The organism is Roseovarius confluentis (assembly GCF_002917925.1).
Taxonomy (GTDB): domain Bacteria; phylum Pseudomonadota; class Alphaproteobacteria; order Rhodobacterales; family Rhodobacteraceae; genus Roseovarius; species Roseovarius confluentis.
In genome coordinates, this window is record NZ_PPFE01000011.1 from 38,888 (window position 1) to 57,600 (window position 18,713).

Sequence of the window (18,713 nt, forward strand, 5' to 3'; positions counted from 1 at the left end):
ATCCCATGACCACAAGCTTCAAACCCATTTCCGTCGCCATCGGCGATCTGGTCCCGCATCCCGCCAACGTGCGCAGCAACTCGCCGGAAACCTACGATCCCGAAAACATCGCGCATCTGAAGGCCAGCATCGCTGTTCTGGGTCTGCTCCAGCCGCTCCTGGTCCAGAAGCTTGACGGGAAATACGCCGTGCTCGCCGGTGGCCGACGCCATGCCGCGCTGAAAGAGCTGGTCGCGGAAAAGGCCGCAAAGGGGTTCACCGCGAAGACGAAGATCGATTGCCGCCTCGTGCCAGAGGATTGCGATGTCACCACGGCCCTGTCGCTCGCCGAGAACATCACCCAGGCGCCGATGAACGCAATCGACGAGTTCGAAGCTTTCGCCCGGATGATGGAGATCGATGGCCAGACGCCCGAGACCATCGCTAAAACCTTCGGCACCACCGTTTCCGCCGTGAAAGGCCGGCTGCGCTACGGGCTGATCCACCCCGATATCCGCGCCGCGGCCCGGGCCAAGGTGATCACGCTCGATACGATGAAGGCCTTTGCCGAGCATCCGAGCCAGGAGGTGCAGCGCGAGGTCTACGAGGCGCTTACCAAGGACGGCGGCTATCTGCAGGCCTATACTGTCCGTCAGGCATTGAAGTCCCGCGGCGTGCAGGTCAGCGACGATATCGGGGCCTTCGTGCGTGCGGACTACGAGGCACGCGGCGGCGCCGTCGCGGCCGATCTTCTGGAAGAGCATTCGGTGCTGGAAGACGCCGCACTGGTCGAGACCATCCTGCTCGAGAAGCTCGGGGCCGCCGCCGAGGCGGCTCGCATAAAGCTGGGCTTTGCCTGGGCCGATGCGGTGGTGCGCTATGATTACGCGACCATGGCCGACTATGGCCGCGTCTATCCTCGCCCGATCGAGCCGGATGAGGCGGCCCAGAAGCGCATCGACGAGATCACCGCCGAGCTTGAGAAACTGCAGCTCGAGATGGAGGATGAGGGGCTCGAAGACGGCGCTTACAATGCGCTCTACGACCGGGTGGACGCTCTGGAAGAGGAAGCCCGCGATCTGCAGGAGGCCTACAGCGCCGAGGATCTCGCCCGTGCAGGCGTGATCGCGTCGTGGCAGGGCGGGCAGGTGACCCTCCATGTTGGCCTCGTCCGCCCGGAAGACACCGTCAAAGAGAAAGGCGCGCGCGGCTCCTCGGCTAACCCGACCGGGGAGGAGGCACCGGACGCCGGCGAAATCAGCTACCCGGCTTCGCTGGCCGAGGATCTCAAGACCGAGCGGGCTATGGCCCTTGGTGCCGCGATGGCGCTGCATCCCGAGGCCACGCTCGATCTGACGCTCTTCAAGCTGGTGAGCGACGTCCTGGGCACCGGCATGAGCGTCACGCAGGCGATCAAGATCGATGCCCGCAAGGAATACCGCAGCCATGCCAAGATGGACGAGATCGACGAGACCTCGCTTGAGCAGGTGGCGGCGGCGCATGATGCGCTGGACCTCTCCTGGCTCGATGACACCCGTTCCCCTGCCGATCAGTTCGCGGCGTTTCGCGCGCTGGACGCCGGCGAGAAGGCCAAGCTCGTCGCCTTTGCCACCGCCAGCACCACGCAGTCCTGCTTTGCCCGGGACCGACAGCGCGACAGCCTTATGCATGACTTCGAGATCGAGATCATGCCCGATATCCGCGCCCACTGGACGCCGAACGCGGCGCTCTTCAACCGCTTCAAGAAGGCCTGGCTCCTGAAGATCCTCGGCGAGGACCTGGGTCTGGCCCAGGAGGCGGTGACGCTGGCCTCGTCGAGCAAGAAGGAGATCGTCGCCTTCTGCGACAAGCTCTTCGCCGAACCCTTCGCCACGCTCACCGACGCGCAGCGCGCCGCGGTGGCCACCTGGTGTCCGCCCATGATGCAGACCGCCGGTGTCGCCTGTGATGAGGCGGAACCCACTGCGGAAACCCCGGAGCCTGACAGCGAGGTCGCGCAAGCGGCCTGAGTCCTCACGCGACCCGCGCGAAGCATTTCGCCCGCGCGGGTCGCCCTTCCCACACTCAATCGAAAGACATCCCCATGGCTATTCTCAAGTTCTCTGCCTCAGCCGTTGCGGCGCAGATCGCCCATGCGCGCGCCTGCAAAACCTTCCTGCCCAACTGGAACGGACCCGTGGACAGGCCCGCCCTCATCCTCATCGTCGGAAATGGGGTGCATCTGCGCTCAAACGGCATCGATGGCACGACCACCCGCATTGTCACCACCGAACAGGCCGATCCGTCCTTTGCCTTCGCCGACGGCATGAACCCGTTTCGGGACACCGACTGGATGGCGCAGCGCCGCATGGCGTTTCGCGATCTGACTGGCCAGTTCTACACGGACATTCTCGACGATGTGCAGGTGCTCATCGACCGGGGGCAGGGGGCGATCCGGCTCGCCACCGATGGTCACAGCATCCGCGTCTTCGTGCGCCGGGCCTCGGACTATCTCATCGGCGGGACCTACGAGGTGCCCTCGGGCCTCGGCGGCAACTTCCGGGTCATTCTCAAGGATGCCTGCGACACCTTCGCGATCGTGCAGAACTGCGGCAATTCGGCGTTTTGGGAATACGAAGAAGATGAAGCAGCACCAATGTCCCGAGAGCGCGCAGCGCGGCAGGGTATTGGTGCTTCACCTCATTCCCATAAACGCTGCGAGGATTTCGACGCGATGCAGCCCTATCGCGTGCCGCTCGATGCGCTGATGGAAATCGATGACCGGAGGGTGGCTTGATGGGATGGCTCTTCTATACCGACCGTCGCGTCCAGACCTACGCGGATGAGAAAGCGGAGATCGCCCGGCTCTGCACCTCTCATGGCGACACAAGTAGAACCGAACTGGTCAAGGCCTGCAAAGTCGGCTCCACCTGGTATGCGGCGGCAAGGGTCACCAATCGCGACGGCACCCCTGTCGAGGACGCGACCTATATCACCGATCCTGACGGCTCGATCACTTTCGCCGCCGTCATCCTCACCGCCTACGACGATGGCTGCTGGGGCTACAAGGATATGGAGGAAAGCGCTGGCCCGAACGCGTCGCGCGCGCCGCTTGCGCTGATCGAACATCTCTCCGACCTGAAAGACCCCGACAGCTACGCCCAGGACTGGCGTCAGCGTTGCCGGGACTGGGCTGCGATCCCGGACTACGAGGAGGGCGACAGGATCAAGCTCGCCGCGCCTGTGACCCTGACCGATGGCAGCACCTGCCAGATCGTCACCGCGACCCACTACAAGCGGGGGCGGCAAAAACGTCGCTGCTACCGCATCGAGGAAACCGGCGGGCTCGTACGCCTCTCGAAGGCCACGCTTGCGGGTTCGGAGCTGCTCAGCTCCGCGAAAGGTGCTGCCAGTCCTGTGTTGGCGGAGTATTTCGCGGGGCAGGGTGGCTGAGTTTCCCGCGGAGACAACACCACGGGACCACGCGCACACATACTGCCGACTTGAATTCGTATCTCAAATGAGATACATCACTCCCATCAACTGGAGGACCATCCATGCCTGCCCAAACATCCATGCTTCATGTCCGTGTTGACGATCAGCTGAAAGCACAGGCTTCGGACGCACTTGCGGGCGTCGGTCTGACGCTCTCCGACGCGGTGCGTATTCTTCTGACCCGCGTGGCCGCAGAAGGCGGCTTGCCTGCTGGATTGACAGCTGATCCAGATGCCTATGACGCCTGGTTCCGGGCGAAGGTACAGGAAGCGCTAGACGATCCAAGGCCCACAACGCCCCATGCCAAGGCGATGCAAGACGCTCAGGCATTGATTGACGGGAAGCGCCTTGCCAAATCTTGAATGGAAAGCGACGGCCATCGCCGACTTGCTGGCAATCATTGACTACATCTCTGACGACAACCCCGATGCCGCCCAAGTTCTCAAAGACGAGATTGAACACAAGACGTCCCTCCTTCCAGAACGCCGTCAGATGTACCGCGCGGGCCGTGTGGGCGGGACTAGGGAGATGGTTATTCGGCCGAACTACATCGTGGTTTATGCTGAAAGCCCTGAGATGGTGACCATTTTGCGCGTTCTTCATGCTGCGCAGCAGTGGCCATGATGGGGGTGCAGGCCCCCCGCTAAGAAATTGCCCGCTCTACGCCTTCAAAGTGTAGAGCGGGCTTTTTGTCCTTTGGAACTCAGACCCTGATCCAAAGGAAATCCCCATGTCCAACCCGAACAACCTAGCTCGCCCCGTCTCTAGTCCTGATCTCACCAGCGCATTGACGCAGATCGGCACGGAGATCGACCACCAACCCCTGCGCAGCTCAGCGCTCGCGCGCATCATGCGCGAGACGTTTCATGGCAGCGATGCCGGCGGCGCCTGGGACTGGCGCATGGCCTATGACCTGATGCAGGCGGCGGCTGTTCAGGCGCTGCTGCGTGGGGACGGTGCAGCATGTGACATCGCTGCTGCAGAGCTACTGGCCTCACGGCTCCTGACCGAAACCCGTCGCTCCGAGCAGCAGATCCGACTGCAGCAGTTTTCCACGCCGCTGCCATTTGCCGCCTTGGCGGTGCGGGCCGCGGCGATCCGCAAGGGCGAGAGTGTGCTGGAGCCCTCGGCTGGCACAGGTGCCCTGGCTGCTTTCGCCGCCCGGGCCGGTGCCACGCTTCTGCTCAACGAGATCGATCCCTTTCGCCAGCACCTCCTGCGCGCGGTTTTCGGCGGCGAGGTGACGGGCCATGACGGCGAGCATATCGACGATCTGCTGCAGTCGACGGTTCTACCCGACGTCGTGGTGATGAACCCGCCCTTCGCCTCCTCGGTTGATCGTTCCCGGGACAAACACATCGCCGCCAAACATCTCATCGCGGCTGCAAAGCGTCTCGCGCCCGGTGGGCGGCTGGTGGCGATCATGCCGCCGGGATTCACCTCCGAACGCGATGCCGCTCATTGGTCCCGCGCCTGCGGCCTCCTGACGCCGCGCCTGGCGCTGTCGATGCCGGGACAGGTCTATCGCAAGCTCGGCACCTCTGTGGAAACCCAGCTGATGGTCTTCGACAAGGTGCAGGAGGACGGCAAGATGATCCGCGTCGCGGTTCAGGATCTGGATGAAGCCCTTCCTTTTGTCGATGCCGTCGCCGCGAGCCGTCCCGAGGCACGCCCCGCCCAAAGGGTGGCGTCGATGCCGCACGGGCGGCCGACCGTTCCATCATCTGCCCCGCGCAAGACCGCCGCTGTGCCTGTTGCCGCCTCCAAACCCCGGTCCAATGCCGTCCGTCCGCTCAGCTTCACAAGCTTTGAGAGCCCTCGCGACAACACGCCCATCTCGGACATCTATGCGCGCTACCGTCCGCAGCGGATCGAGATCGCGGGTGCGCAAGAACATCCCACGCCGCTCGTCGAAAGCATCGCCATGGCCTCGGTTGCCCCGCCCATGCCCTCAAACACGGCCATTGCGGAACTGCGTCTGCCCGCAAAGCTGATCGAGGAGGGACATCTCTCCGAGGCGCAGCTCGAGACCATCATCATGGCCCATGATGCCCACAGGCGCGACTTGCCGGGGCGATTTACCATCGATGACGACCAGACGAAGCTGGCGCGCGCCGATGATGACCCTGACGCACGGGCCTATCGCCTCGGCTATTTCCTCGGCGACGGCACCGGTTGCGGCAAGGGCCGCGAATGCGCGGGGCTCATCCTTGTCAACTGGCTTGCCGGGCGCAGAAAGGCGATCTGGGTCTCCAAATCCGCGACGCTCATCGAGGACGCGATCCGCGACTGGACCGATCTTGGCGGCTCGCCCGCCGACATCCAGCCGCTCTCCAAATGGAAACCGGATCAGCCCGTCCCGATGGGCGACGGGATCCTCTTCGTCACCTACGCCACGCTGCGGTCCGCGGGCAAATGTGGCACCACGCGGCTCAGCCAGATCCTCGACTGGATGGGCGAAGACTTCGACGGCGTGCTGGCTTTCGACGAGGCGCACGCGATGCAGAACGCGGTGGGGTCCGAGCAGGGTAGGGGGGTCAAACCCTCCCAGCAGGGCCTTGCGGGCCTCCGGCTGCAGCTAGCCGCGCCGCACGCCCGCGTCTTCTACATCTCGGCCACGGGTGCCACGAGCGTACACAACCTCGCCTATGCCGCGCGGCTGGGGCTCTGGGGGCAGGGCCCCGAATATCCCTTCCCGAGCCGCGAGGGTTTCGTGTCGGCGATGGAAGCCGGCGGCGTTGCCGCAATGGAGGTGGTCGCGCGCGATCTCAAGACGCTCGGGCTCTACGCTGCCCGGGCCCTGAGCTTCGATGGCGTGGAGTATGACGTTCTCGAACACGCGCTCACCCCGGCCCAGATCGAGGTCTACGACGCCTATGCGGGCGCTTTCCGCACGATCCACCACAATCTCGAGGCGGCACTCACCGCGACTGGCGTCAACGACGCCTCGGGCGAGACCAATACCTCGGCCGCACGCGCTTCGGCCAAGTCCCGCTTCGAGAGCACGAAGCAGCGCTTCTTCAACCATCTCCTGATGGGCATGAAGGCCCCGAGCATCATCCGCGCCATCGAGGACGATCTGGCGGCGGGCAATGCTTGCGTCATCCAGGTGGTCTCGACGGGTGAGAGCCTGCTGAAACGCCGGCTTGAAACGATGGACGCGGAAGACGAGCTCGTCGAGGGTGCCTTGACGCCGCGCGATTATGTACTGGGCTACCTCGAACAGGCCTTCCCGATCCACGCGCAAAAGCTCGTGGAGATCGACGGCAACATGGTGGCCGAGCCGCTCCGCGATGAAACTGGCGCGCTGGTTGTCTCGCGCGAGGCGCTCGCCCTGCGCGATGCGGCCATGATGGAGTTGATGACCCTGGCCCCAATCCCTTCGGCGCTCGATCAGGTCCTCTGGGCCTTTGGCGACGAGGCCGTGGCAGAAGTCACGGGCCGATCTATCCGGCCCCTCAAGGCCGAGGATGGTCATCTCTTCATCGAGAAGCGCTCGGCCAGCAGCAATTCCTCCGAGACCCAAGCGTTCATGGACGGCGAGAAGGATATCCTGATCTTCTCCGATGCAGGCGGCACGGGCCGGTCCTATCATGCCGCAAAGACGGCCAAGAACCAGAAGCGGCGGCGGCACTACCTGCTGGAACCCGGCTGGCGTGCCGATGCGGCCATCCAGGGGCTCGGCCGCACGCATCGATCGGCTCAAGTGTCAGCGCCCTTCTTCCGGGTCTGCACCTCCGATGTGCATGGCGAGAAGCGCTTCACCTCGACGATCGCCAAGCGCCTCGACCAGCTGGGGGCCCTGACCAAGGGCCAGCGCGAGACCGGCTCGCAAGGCATGTTTCGTGAGGAGGACAATCTCGAAAGCCCGATCGCGCGGGCGGCATTGCGTGGCTACTATGCCGATCTTGCCGCCGGGCGCGCCGAGGCGATGAGCTACGAGAGCTTCACCGACTGGACAGCCCTGCGACTGATCGACAAGGACGGCGTGCTGCTCGAGGAGCTTCCCCCGATCCAGCGGTTTCTCAACCGGGTGCTGGCCCTGCCCATCCATATGCAGAATTCGCTCTTCGCGGAGTTCATGCACCGGATCGCTGATCAGACGGAACGGGCGCGCGTGGCGGGCACGCTCGATCTCGGCGTCGAAACCTTGCGTGGCGAAAAGATCGAGCAGGTCTCCACGGAGGACCTCTGGACCTGCCCGAAATCCGGCGCCGTGACGCGGATCATCGGGCTCGAGGTGACGGATCCGGTCCGTGTGCTGTCAACGGATGACGCCCTGTCGCGCAATCCCGACAAGCTCCCCATGGTCAATCGCGCCTCCGGCCGCGCGGCGCTCATCTCGGCGCGGCCCATGCAGATGTACGACGAGGACATCGTCACGCTGATGCGCAAGGTGGTGCGGCCAAACGGGTCGAGCTATCTTGAAGAGGCTCGGTTCGCGTCCTCGGCCTGGGAAGAGATCGGCAAGCCTGAGTTTGCAGGGCTTTGGGATGCCGCGGCCGCGTCCCTGCCGAAAACCACCACGACCAAGCTCTACCTGCTGACCGGTCTCTTGCTGCCGATCTGGAAGGACATCCCGACCACCAATGAGCGCATCTATCGGGTCACGCCTGAAGGGGCGACGGCGATGATCGGGCGCACGTTGAGCGAAGAAGGTGCGGCGGCGCTCCGCGCCCGCTTCCTCGTCTCCAATCCGCAAACGCCGCAAGAGATGTTGACTGCCGCCCTCGGCACCTCCGCGCCGGTCGATCTTGGCCGGGGTCTCACTCTGATCCGGCGCCGCGTTGCAGGCGAGATGCGTCTCGAGCTCTCTGGTGCGGATCGGGGCATGATCGAAGGCCTCAAGGCCCTCGGCTGCTTCACCGAGATCATCGCCTTCCAACTGCGGGTATTCCTGCCGCATGGGGACGGGATCGACACGGGAAGCATTCTGGCCCGGATCGTGGGGCAGCAGCCAGACGCCGTTTCAATGGCAGCAGAATAGCGAGGAGGATTGCATGACACTCGAAGACATCAAGGCCGCCGTCGATGCCGGGCAGACCGTGCATTGGGCCAATACCGGCTACGTTGTCCACAAGGACCGGCTCGGTCAGTACCTCATCACCTATGTGTGGAACGGCAGCTGCATCGGTCTGACCGACCGGGGCGGGCATCGGTTAAACGGAAAAGAGGCGGAGTTTTTCATCGCGCGATCGGAGGACGGCGCGGAAAATCCAGGCAGCCAATCAAGACCAGACGGGCAGGGGAGGGGCGTAGCACCCGGAGGCGCGGGGGCATTCCCACTCGGACGGCAGCTCTGACCCGTGGGTGGGGCTGAAAGGAAAGCAGGCTTTCTGGTTTGTGATCCCATGAGGGGTCGAGAAAGCAATCCCGGATGCATTGGCAAGACCGTCAGGCACCGGCCAACCAAAAAGGAACCATCCCATGTTCGCAGGAACCCTCACCCGCAATGTCGAGACCGCCGCCGCTCAGTACACCGGCATGATCCACTCGACGCGCTTTGACATCGCCATCCAGTTGGAGGCTCGGGTCAAGATGTCCGAACGCAGCCCGGATTTTGACGTGACGGCAGTCAACAAATCAGGCCGCAAGGTGCGCATCGGCACAGCCTGGAACGAGACCGGCAATACCAGCGGCAACCCCTACATCTCGATGCAGATCGATGTCGGCTTGGGCCCGTTCCGTGTCAACGCGGTGCAGACAAAAGAGGCGCGCGCGGCCCAAAGCGGCGCGTTCGAGATCATCCCGCTGGTCTCGAACGGCCTGATGAAATCCGGCTCGATCTCGGGCGAGCTCACCGCCATGGACGCGGATAACGCCTTAACCGGCTACATCGCCAACATGATGTTCGATCTGGAGTTCATGCTGATCGAAAACAGCTACAAATCCGAGGAGACCCACCCCGATTACCGGATCGAGATCAGCTCGCCCCGTGGCACACCGATCCGCGTCGGCTCGGCCTGGATGGCGAAAAGCAGCCGCACGGGCAATGACTACCTGTCGCTGCTGATCAACACGCCCGATGGCGACCTGCGCGTCAACGCCGTGCAGAACGAAGAGCAGCGCGGCGGCCAGACCTTCTCTATCATCCCTTTCATCGACAGCGGTGAGCCGCAGCAGGACGCGGGCGCGGGGCTCTCGCTGGTCGCCTAATCGGCGCGCGAGACTAGACGATGTGAACAGAAAGGGGAGCCGTGGGACCACGGTTCCCCTTTTTCCATGTCCGTTTGGCTGAAGGATGCCACCCGCTTGCCATCAAGTGCAAATGGGATACAATAATATATTATCGCAGTATCGAGGATGGGCGCATGGCAGCTAGAACAAGGACGGTTCCTTGGTTTGACAACTTTGATTTTGAGACAGAGGTTGCAGACCTCCTCTCCCATATTGAGCGCTGCACCGGGTTTGCACTGCCAGAACGCAAGCGTGATGTCATCATGACCCATGCAAGGGCAAAGCTCGACAGGACAAGGCGGGCATATCTGGAGGCCAAGGCGGCGGGAAAGCCAGTGTCCACATCGCGCCGCGCGTTTCTGACCGACCTGCAGGATACGATCTTCATGGCGATCCCAGAGGAGAATCTCGTCCGGATGCCGCTGAGCGAGCAAGTTCTGAACGATCCCGAATTTTACACGGACGCCATGCATCGTGCCGCCGCGATCAGCGAAGATGAGCTGTTCATGGCGCTGTCCTCTTCGCTGAAGGACATGACGCTCCAAGACGCCTGGGTCTTCGTCTCGAAGCTTTGGCACGGCACGATTGACGACAATGCCCGCAAATATGCGGAAGCCCTGAAGCGCCCCGAGCGTGAAATCATGCCGCTGCGGCCTGGCAACACGGTGTGAGAGCGACGCCATTTTCTTGGCCTGTGCCGTGACTAGGTTCGCCGCCATGACTTCCGTTGCAGACGGCGACATCCAGTGCAGCGCGCGAAAGTCGTTGGAGGTGCTGTGGTGACGTCTACTGTCGCCAACATGATGAACCGGGATCACTCGCGGGCCTTCTTGCGGCGCGCCGCGGCGCTTGTCGCCGTTATCGCCCTGCTCTGGGCGGTCCAGATCATCAATTGGATCACTGGATACGGCTTGAACCCGGCCTTCGGCCTGATCCCCCGACACGTCAGCGGATTGGATGGTGTCATCGCCATGCCCCTCCTGCATGGAAGTTTCGCGCACCTGATGGCCAATACGCCGCCGCTCCTGGGGATGGGTGTGCTGCTGGTGGCCACGACCACGCGGGCCTTGCTGCTTGTGAACGCCTTGGTGATTGGCATCGGCGGCGGTCTTGTCTGGCTCTTCGGAAGCTCGGCCATCCATATCGGTGCGTCAGGGCTCGTCTTCGGCTGGTTTGGCTTCCTCGTCGCGCGCGGCCTCGTGGATCGCTCACCGATCACGCTGGGCGCGGCAATTTTAGTCGGTGTCCTCTATGGCTCCATTCTCTGGGGCGTTCTTCCGGGCCAACCCGGCGTGTCGTGGGAAGCGCACCTCTTCGGTGCCATCGCCGGCGCGGTCGCTGCGTTCGTGGTTCGAACCCATGTCCATGCGCCGCGCCTCGGCGACGTCGATCTGGACTGAAGCACTACGCCTGACGGTTTCGGCCCAGAGTGGACCTTCAGCCGACTGCCCGTCGCTGCACTGCAACCGCCCCAAACCGGCCATTAATCGAGGGCGCGGCATTCCTGTAACGTAGACGATTGGCTCAGGACCTGCACTCCTTCAAGCGCCATCCCACCGTTTCAACATCCAATACCACTGTTCTGGGTCATCCATGATCCGCCTAGACAGGCTATCATTGAAAGCACGCGTCATTTCGATGCTGTCGGTATGGGGGATTGGGGCTTCGAACTCTACGCGGAATGTGTTTCCATCACCAATGCGGATGCCAAATGCAGGTATCATGGGCAGATTGTATTTCAATGCAAGCTGGGCCGCCGATAGAGATGTGAGCGCGTTATGCCCGAGAAACGGTATGCTTACACCTTCTGAATATTTTTCATCCAGCAAGATTGACATGATTCCGCCAGACCGTAGATGCCGCACAAGAGCTCTGGTTCCGACGCGGCCGGTCGCCAAAATCGGCTTTCCCCCTGCCTCGATGCCGGCACGAATGCGGCGCTCGTAATGGCTGTTCTTGTGCGGCCGATACACAGCTCCGCTTTCGAGGCCATGCATTTTGATAACGGCGCGAACAGCTTCCCACTGTCCGAAATGGCCGGAAACAACGATCACTCCCTTACCAGCCCTTTGAGCCTCTTTCAGGGCATCCAGGCCAGGACCGGAAGCCCTGAACTTGTGGTGTTGGGTCTGAAATTCAGCATCGTGATAGATCTCGAACAGAGTTCTACCCATATGCCAGCCCATATCCTGGCCGAGCCTGGCGCGGGTACTGCGCTTCATGTCGGGAAACACCCGTTTGGCTTCGCGGTCAAATCGGCTCCTTGCTGGGGGGAACCAACGCATGACCGCTCTGAATGTCGTTCCCAATCCACCAGAACGAGAGTCAAATGAGCGCCACCGCACAGCGGTCAGCGCCGACCAAAGTGGGAAGTATTTTGCGTGCTGCAGAACTGATTTCAAGGATACGGAGAGCATTGTTCTCTATGACTGGTTCCAGCGGTAATACCAACCGAAAACGATAGAGCGCATTACGGCGGTCCGTTCAAGTTGCGGCTTGTTTGAACGGGTTCTTACCCTTTCGATGGCACCACATCGCAACCTAAACATCGCTTTAGCTGGATTTTTACGTGGCTCTTATGACAAAACCTTGGCTAGGAAAGAGAGTCGCAGTCTTAGCCTAGAAGAGCTAGATCAGCGTGAGTTAAGGGCCGCACCAATACTTCAACTCCAAGATTGGAAAGCGCATCCGGTTGCCCTGAGAAAATGCCAGAGACCGGCACGACCTGATGAATGTCGCGAGCGACAGCAACCGGTATCAGATTCTGCGATCCTACGCTCCGATTTGTGGGATCGAAGGCGATCCATCCGGCACCGGGCAGATATATCTCTACCCATGCATGTGTCGATCCGGAACCTGCCGAGCCGATGAGTCCTTCATCCGGATTGGATAGGTAGCCGGAGACGATGCGAGATCCGAGCCCGAGCATGCGCGTGGCTTCTGCAAGCAGGACCGCGAAATCCCGGCATGAACCCGTTCGCCTGTCAAGGGTCTCGACCGGCGACTGAGTCCCTTCCGTCTCACGAGCCGCATATAAGATCTGCGCGAATACTCCATTGCAGATGTCCTTCAGCAAAGAAAGCGTGTCTGTTGGACGCGCCATCACAAAACCCTCCACCCACCGGCTAAGTCGACCGTCCTGGTCAGTGTATTGCGAGGCCGTCAGCGAACCCAAATCGGTCCATTCATCAGATGAATAAAGGAACGGATACTGTATAGCGGACGCAGAAATAGCAAATACCGGCCATGCCGGCGCTGTCAGTTTCAAAACCACGCGGCTCTCGATCACGAGGTGATCTGTGGGCGCATCAAAGAGGGCGGTCGCTACGGCGTTACCGCGCACGTCATGTGCCCACGTGACGGCTGCCTCCGGGGTAATTGACAGCTTGTGCGATAAGAGCCTCAATTCCTGCTTTTCACGGGGACGCAGCATTAACCTGTGCGCGCCGAGAGAGACCTTTTGAAGGTATCGGTAGGTCGTGGTGTGAACAACGTCGAGGCAGGTCATACCTATTTCCAGTCTAGTTAGAAGAGATGCTGCGCGCACCAATGCGCATCAGCTGCTTCAGATGTGTCCGGGCTGAAAGGCAAGCAGTTTCGCCAAGTGTTCAACTCTTTGCAACGCCAGCAAATAGGTTCTGCGGAACTCTCGCTCCGGAAAAACTCACGGCGTCATTGGTATTGAAGGTCCTGCAAAACGTCGCACAAGACCTTTCTCGTCAGGCGGTCCTAAGTTGAACTTTCGACGTTGGCTTTTTTCGCCATCGACTCTGTCCAACTCCAAGGATGTTGCACGGGACCGACGGTCAGGCCGGTCGTGAAGGCATGCCTTCGTTTTCTGCGCACCGAATTGACTCATCGTCCCGTGCTCTTTGACCATTCGTCTTTGAAGTCGGCACATTAATGTCGGTGTCGGGCTTTTCATTCCGCGAGTAGAGATTTCGCACCTGCGCCTCTGAGAAACCGTCCGCCGCCATCACGAGGCGTATCATCGGATCAGCCAGCATATCCTCTAGGAAAAAATCGGACAACGTCCTGCCGGTCAGCTTGTCCATGGCGCGTGCGTTGTCAAGGTCAGCAAGGGAAACGGTCAGAGTCCTATCAAGACCAGGATGGGATAACCGGGAGTGAAGCTTCACCAAAACGGAGGCTTTCCAAGCTTCCGGATCTCTTTGATTGGGGGGCGAAACAAGCTCCGTTTCGACCTCGTACTCACCTGCGGGAAGCGTCTCGTCGAAGTCTGGAAGTGTAAAAGGTTGGGAAAAAACCGCGATGGTCTTGCTCGTCAGATCTTCCATTGGCGTGTTCCTCTTCCTCGTTGAAACAGTGGGTTCGCGCCCCCTTCAACAGTGGGGCACGAGACCTTTGCCTGTCTCAGGATGGCTTGGATTTCGCCGGCGCGTCCTTGCCGGTGGCCTTTGACTCGGTCTTCTTTTCAGGGTTCTTCACGGTTTCCGAAGACTTCGGCTTCAGTGCAGCCGCAGCCCTTGCTGTCAGGTCCTTGAAAGACATATCATCAATCCTTTGATTGGCCGGCGCCAATTCCTCGTCCATACCGGACCGGGATGCTTGACAACGGTCTTACCTATATGGGCACTGCCAAGCTGATTTACGATGTAGAGCCGCAAAGAAAACCAATTTCTGTCAGCCGCCAACATAGCGGTGCGACTGAGCGTTCCGCTGCATCAGGCCGATGCCGTCCTGCGCAACGGCAGGGAATGCCACGAAAGCGATCACACCGGGCCCGACCGTAATCCTCGCGATCAGACTTGCAAGGGGGCGTGTTGATGGTTCTTTGCGATGCCTCATTGGTACTTTCTTTGTAGGTTGAACTCCGTTGATCGCGGCGTATCCACATCGGTCTTTCTGCTCTCCCAAAGTTAAAGCTGCCAAATCGGCTGAAATGACCGACGTGGAGCTTAACAGAAAGCAGGATGATGAAATGGATACGTTTAGTCAGAAAGATGCCTAGTTAGGAATGGTCGTTCTACTCCATTCCCTCAACGATCGAGTCACCACACGCATCAGCCACTTCAGAGCGATACTTTTCACTCACGTTGTTGACCCAGCCAGCCTCAATTACGAAGTCGTCACGCTGATAGCTTGATTGTTCCTTCAACAATGCGATCTGTTCTGGCTCTTGCTCGGCCTTGACCACGCAAAGCGGAGTAAATGCCTGAACAATGGCGAACTCCGCGCTGGAGGTCTGCATTTGGGACGCTTTGCCGCCGGTTACCCATCCGCCCCAAGAGAAACCAATCACTATTGCGACGATGGCGCCGCCGATGGCACCCCAAATTGCAGGTTTGGTACTTTCAGGAATGTTCATTGCTGATCCTTTTGCTATGGTCGCCGTCTCTGAAGACACTGCTTGCAACGACGGGAATTTACGGCGCGATGCATTTCGCCCGCACCGCGATGGGTATCATCAGGACAAAGCAAGCACACATCTGTTAATCGCGTTTCTGATGTACACGCGCGCGAGGCATTAATCTGGGATTTCCAGGTTCGCTAATGGCACAGATGACGCAGTAGCCTGCTTTTAGACCTCCTCCCGGGCATCCAGCGAGGGAACTGCAATCACGCACTTGAAGCGAACGGCAGGCAGGTCCGTATTTGAGACATAGAACGGTAGCGCAGCGAACGGCCGGATTGGGTTTTATCCCATTTACACGATTTAAGTGTCCGGTTTTGCGAAATCGTGCTGCGCCGCCGCGGGCAATTCCGTGACACGGTAGAGTAATCAAGGTGATTTTCGCTGCGCCAGCATCAGGCGGCTCCGTCCCGCTGAGCAGCCTTTGGTGCTCGGCGCAGCTAATCGCAGGAACGCGGACGAAGCGGACCTCGGCTGTAGGTGTACCAATGTCCGCTTTGCCGAACTCTCCAGGAACAAGGCGTTTTTGAGGGGCTATTGGGCCTCGAGTATTTTGAGGTCGAGATCCATCGTTGCAGTCATCCCCGAGACTTCAAACCGGCGCGTAACCACGCCTCCGAGAGAGGCTTTCACGACGCTGTCACACATCTGTGTGCCGAAACCTTCTTTCTGCGTGGCATGTGGGTCGAGACAGCATTGCTCCCGCCAGTCAATTCGAAACCTTTCGCCTTTTCGGCGTGCCGCGACCAGAAGACCGCCACCACCCTGGGAAAGAGCGCCATATTTCGCTGCATTGGTGCAGAGCTCATAGAAGACGAGCGCAATCGGCGTAACCGCATCTGGAGCGATATGCATATCTTCGACATCGAGCTCGTAGAGATGATCGCCGGCGAACGGTTCGACGACTGAGATGATGAGATTACGCAATGAGGTGCTGCCAGCGGGTTTTCCACTCGGATCAGTGACGGCCAGCCTGTGAGCATCTGAGAGCGCGCTCAAGCGCTCCCGCATCAAGCTTGCAAGTTCACTGGCTGTCTCCACCTGTCGAGCATTGACTGAAATGAGGCTTCCGGCAACCGCAAAGCAGTTGCCGACCCGATGGCGCATCTCCGTAAGGAGAAGGTTCTGCCGTTCGGCCGCGTCAACCATATGAGTAATATCGCGGGCGATCTTCGAGGCACCAATGATCTCACCGTTCGAGTTTTTTACCGGCGAAATGGTCAAAGAGATGGGTACGAGTTTCCCGTCCTTGCGCCGACGGAGCGTTTCGAAGTGTTTGATGCGCTCACCGCGGCGAAGCCGCGAGATGATGTCAACTTCCTCGTGCTGCCGGTCCTCGGGTATGAGCATTAGGATCGGTTGCCCGACGGCCTCTGACGCGGCGTAGCCAAACAGGCGCTCGGCGCCAGGATTCCACGTTTGTATGATACCATCGAGGTTCTTGGTGATGATCGCATCGTCGGAACTCTCGACAATTGCAGCAAGATAGTCGTTCAGATTGCTCGAGAGGTCGGCCTGTGAAGGTCCATCGGTATCAGAAGCGTGCACGTTCACGTGGAATGTCCTCCAAAAAATTCGACGTATACTAAGCCACATCGAGCCGCGGCGCTATGGAATTCGTAGGCTGGATCACCCGACATCAGCCAGTCGCCGCAGAGAAACCGAACGGTCGCTTCGGGCCGATACCGTTGAAAGACTCTTTGCTGCGTCTGCAAATTTCGGGAATGTGGGAAACTATTTGCCAACGAGCTGATTGCCTCTCTTGATGATGCTGGAATTTGAGTAATTCGGAAATTTGTTCTGCCAAATTTGGCGCCGACGCGCTGTATGAGAGTTTTTCAACACAATCGGCCGGTAGCGAACTCATACCAGACATAAGGCGAGCGTCAGCTGTGCGGGACAAAGCTGTCCAATGCGACGATATGATCAAAGGCAAGTAAGGCTCTGGGCTAATGTAAGCGCGCCCGTACCAGGTAGCCATCCACATGATCTTCCCCGAGTGCTCGAAGCGCCTCTAGCCTGTGGAGGCCTTCGAGCAAAACGTACCGCCCTTTACCGGCTCGCAGACGGATGGGCGTTGTTTGACCCATTTCAATTATGCTTTCAGCAATCTGTTGGACTTTCTCTTGATCCAGCGTCTTTAGGCGCTTCGCGGGTATGTAAATCTCAGCGATGGGGAAAGCCTTTTTGACAAGCATTTGAATTTTTAACACAGACGCAGCAACTTAGACAGTGAATTTGCTAAAAGTTCGGCATCCCTTTAAACTAAGGTTCTCGTAAATTTGACGGGACAGTTCCGAAGAGCTGGTTTGTCCCCCATATCACCCAACCGTCCAAAGTCTTCTAGATATTCGCCACTGCAAGTTCTCGGAGGGGCACATCAGCGGCGACAGAAAGCAGCAGCACACTGGCACGTTGGGTAAAAATGTCCCGCGCTGATTGTACGCCACGCCACTCTTGCGAATTCAGGAGGTCGCATCATTCCCCGTTAACTCGTATGGCATTTTCGATTTGCAGATCCGTCTGGCGGCCGTAACTCGTGAAGCAATCTCTCGCCTCATCACTGAGGCCATATTTTTAAGCATAGGCCGCAAGTATTCGTTCTGTTTGTTTCAGTCGGTCTTTGGTCATCTGTAGCGCTCCTGTGCGAGGAGAGTCGCGTCGAAAGGTTAATAAACATTTAGCCCTGCCAGATTATCCGCCCCACACTAATTAATCCCGAATATTTCTCGATTTGCGATTGTCTGGAACCATTAATGGTACATGAAAGTTAACAGACGCGTCTCGGATGGCCCCACATTCATGCGCCGGTTGCCGAGGAGCGCACACCATGAAATTCCCAAGGCTTAATATACTTCTTGTTGAAGATGAGGCTTTGATCCGCATGGATATGGCCCTCATACTCACGGATTGGGGCCATAGCGTTTCAGAAGCGTGCAACGCCAGTAGTGCGCTCAGTGTGCTCTTGCAGTTGACCAAAATTGACCTGCTCGTGACAGACATCAATATGCCTGGCGCAATGAATGGTCTTGCGCTTGCGTTTGACGTTCGAGGCCAATTGCCAGAGTGCCATATTCTTGTTCTGTCGGGAAATCTGCCACCGAACGCAGAAGAAATGCCTTGCCGAAGTCGCTTTCTAAGCAAGCCCGTGAACACCGACGACTTGTCATGCATTATGGAAGCATTTTTGACGGCTTGATGCAATTTGCAGGCCGGGATCAAGTATTGGAGGTTGTATTTTGATCAGAGAGACCATAGGTGTTTTTAGCTTATGTTGTTCCCTTCGAACCGCTGCCTCCGTTTATCCGGCTCTCAGTTGATCGATTCAGTCTGACTTTGCCGGGCTGCCGCATCCTGTGGGCAGCACCTAAACAGGAGTACACGGATATGGCCAATGGCACCGTGAAATGGTTCAACTCAACCAAGGGCTTTGGATTTATTCAGCCGGATAGCGGCGGCAAGGATGTGTTCGTTCACATCTCCGAGCTTGAACGTGCTGGCATCAGCAGCCTGGACGACGGCCAGAAAGTCAAGTTCGAGACCGAGACCGGCCGCGACGGGCGCGAGTCCGCCAACGCATTAGAACTCGCGTGAGCTTTTCCCTCGAGGACGTCTTCAAAGCCGTTCCACCGCAGACTGGCAATGGTGGCCGGCACCTTACGCCTTCGAGCGTATTCAAGGACGTCCCCGCCGCGCCAGCCACTCGGCT

Annotated in this window: 19 protein-coding genes; 12 read left to right on the forward strand and 7 right to left on the reverse strand. The window is 59.5% G+C overall.

Features of this window, described 5'->3' with window-relative positions; translation table 11 throughout:
• The first annotated feature begins 5 nt into the window (after window positions 1-5).
• The 10 genes from C2I35_RS18365 to C2I35_RS18410 all read left to right on the forward strand — a co-directional run bounded on the left by C2I35_RS18365 (window position 6) and on the right by C2I35_RS18410 (window position 11,030).
• Window positions 6-1,988, forward strand: a complete 1,983-nt coding sequence (locus tag C2I35_RS18365) for a ParB/RepB/Spo0J family partition protein (protein WP_103764511.1) — start codon at window positions 6-8, stop codon at window positions 1,986-1,988.
• Window positions 1,989-2,062: 74 nt separating this feature from the next.
• Window positions 2,063-2,755 (forward strand): regulator, encoded by a 693-nt coding sequence (locus tag C2I35_RS18370; protein WP_103764512.1) that lies wholly within the window; start codon window positions 2,063-2,065, stop codon window positions 2,753-2,755.
• Window positions 2,755-3,411 (forward strand): DUF6927 domain-containing protein, encoded by a 657-nt coding sequence (locus tag C2I35_RS18375; protein WP_103764513.1) that lies wholly within the window; start codon window positions 2,755-2,757, stop codon window positions 3,409-3,411. Before C2I35_RS18370 ends, C2I35_RS18375 begins: the two co-directional genes overlap by 1 nt.
• A gap of 104 nt (window positions 3,412-3,515) precedes the next feature.
• Window positions 3,516-3,815, forward strand: coding sequence for a type II toxin-antitoxin system RelB/DinJ family antitoxin (locus C2I35_RS18380; protein WP_044353023.1), 300 nt, complete (start codon window positions 3,516-3,518; stop codon window positions 3,813-3,815).
• Window positions 3,802-4,077 carry a type II toxin-antitoxin system RelE/ParE family toxin gene (locus C2I35_RS18385; protein ID WP_103764514.1) on the forward strand — a complete coding sequence of 92 codons (276 nt, stop codon included), beginning with the start codon at window positions 3,802-3,804 and terminating at the stop codon, window positions 4,075-4,077. The genes C2I35_RS18380 and C2I35_RS18385 overlap by 14 nt, the downstream gene beginning before the upstream one ends.
• A gap of 106 nt (window positions 4,078-4,183) precedes the next feature.
• Window positions 4,184-8,440 (forward strand): strawberry notch family protein, encoded by a 4,257-nt coding sequence (locus C2I35_RS18390; protein WP_103764515.1) that lies wholly within the window; start codon window positions 4,184-4,186, stop codon window positions 8,438-8,440.
• Window positions 8,441-8,453: 13 nt separating this feature from the next.
• Window positions 8,454-8,756: a hypothetical protein gene (locus C2I35_RS18395; RefSeq protein ID WP_103764516.1), complete on the forward strand. Its 303-nt coding sequence runs from the start codon at window positions 8,454-8,456 to the stop codon at window positions 8,754-8,756.
• Window positions 8,757-8,880: 124 nt separating this feature from the next.
• The gene (locus tag C2I35_RS18400) at window positions 8,881-9,609 is read left to right on the forward strand and encodes a DUF736 family protein (RefSeq protein WP_103764517.1); all 729 of its coding nucleotides are present in this window, start codon (window positions 8,881-8,883) and stop codon (window positions 9,607-9,609) included.
• Between the two features lie 155 nt (window positions 9,610-9,764).
• Window positions 9,765-10,301, forward strand: coding sequence for a hypothetical protein (locus C2I35_RS18405; protein WP_245890544.1), 537 nt, complete (start codon window positions 9,765-9,767; stop codon window positions 10,299-10,301).
• Window positions 10,302-10,430: 129 nt separating this feature from the next.
• The gene (locus tag C2I35_RS18410) at window positions 10,431-11,030 is read left to right on the forward strand and encodes a rhomboid family intramembrane serine protease (protein WP_103764622.1); all 600 of its coding nucleotides are present in this window, start codon (window positions 10,431-10,433) and stop codon (window positions 11,028-11,030) included.
• Between the two features lie 141 nt (window positions 11,031-11,171).
• Here the strand turns inward: C2I35_RS18410 and C2I35_RS18415 are convergent, their stop codons facing one another.
• The 7 genes from C2I35_RS18415 to C2I35_RS18445 form a co-directional block, all read right to left on the reverse strand.
• Window positions 11,172-12,047, reverse strand: a complete 876-nt coding sequence (locus C2I35_RS18415) for a lysophospholipid acyltransferase family protein (RefSeq protein WP_103764519.1) — start codon at window positions 12,045-12,047, stop codon at window positions 11,172-11,174.
• A gap of 197 nt (window positions 12,048-12,244) precedes the next feature.
• Entirely contained in the window at window positions 12,245-13,138 is an 894-nt protein-coding gene (locus C2I35_RS18420; RefSeq protein ID WP_103764520.1) for a transglutaminase family protein, read from the reverse strand.
• A gap of 298 nt (window positions 13,139-13,436) precedes the next feature.
• The gene (locus C2I35_RS18425) at window positions 13,437-13,928 is read right to left on the reverse strand and encodes a hypothetical protein (RefSeq protein ID WP_103764521.1); all 492 of its coding nucleotides are present in this window, start codon (window positions 13,926-13,928) and stop codon (window positions 13,437-13,439) included.
• A gap of 76 nt (window positions 13,929-14,004) precedes the next feature.
• Window positions 14,005-14,184 (reverse strand): hypothetical protein, encoded by a 180-nt coding sequence (locus tag C2I35_RS18430; protein WP_103764522.1) that lies wholly within the window; start codon window positions 14,182-14,184, stop codon window positions 14,005-14,007.
• Window positions 14,185-14,617: 433 nt separating this feature from the next.
• Window positions 14,618-14,959 carry a hypothetical protein gene (locus C2I35_RS18435; protein WP_103764523.1) on the reverse strand — a complete coding sequence of 114 codons (342 nt, stop codon included), beginning with the start codon at window positions 14,957-14,959 and terminating at the stop codon, window positions 14,618-14,620.
• A 579-nt stretch (window positions 14,960-15,538) separates the two neighbouring features.
• The gene (locus tag C2I35_RS18440) at window positions 15,539-16,558 is read right to left on the reverse strand and encodes a PAS domain S-box protein (protein ID WP_170067258.1); all 1,020 of its coding nucleotides are present in this window, start codon (window positions 16,556-16,558) and stop codon (window positions 15,539-15,541) included.
• Between the two features lie 395 nt (window positions 16,559-16,953).
• A complete protein-coding gene (locus C2I35_RS18445; RefSeq protein ID WP_103764525.1) occupies window positions 16,954-17,202 on the reverse strand; it encodes a ParB N-terminal domain-containing protein in 249 nt (82 codons plus the stop codon).
• Between the two features lie 632 nt (window positions 17,203-17,834).
• Here C2I35_RS18445 and C2I35_RS18450 point away from each other — a divergent pair.
• Window positions 17,835-18,203, forward strand: a complete 369-nt coding sequence (locus C2I35_RS18450; RefSeq protein ID WP_170067259.1) for a response regulator — start codon at window positions 17,835-17,837, stop codon at window positions 18,201-18,203.
• A gap of 188 nt (window positions 18,204-18,391) precedes the next feature.
• Window positions 18,392-18,598: a cold-shock protein gene (locus C2I35_RS18455; protein ID WP_103764527.1), complete on the forward strand. Its 207-nt coding sequence runs from the start codon at window positions 18,392-18,394 to the stop codon at window positions 18,596-18,598.
• Window positions 18,599-18,713: the final 115 nt, after the last annotated feature.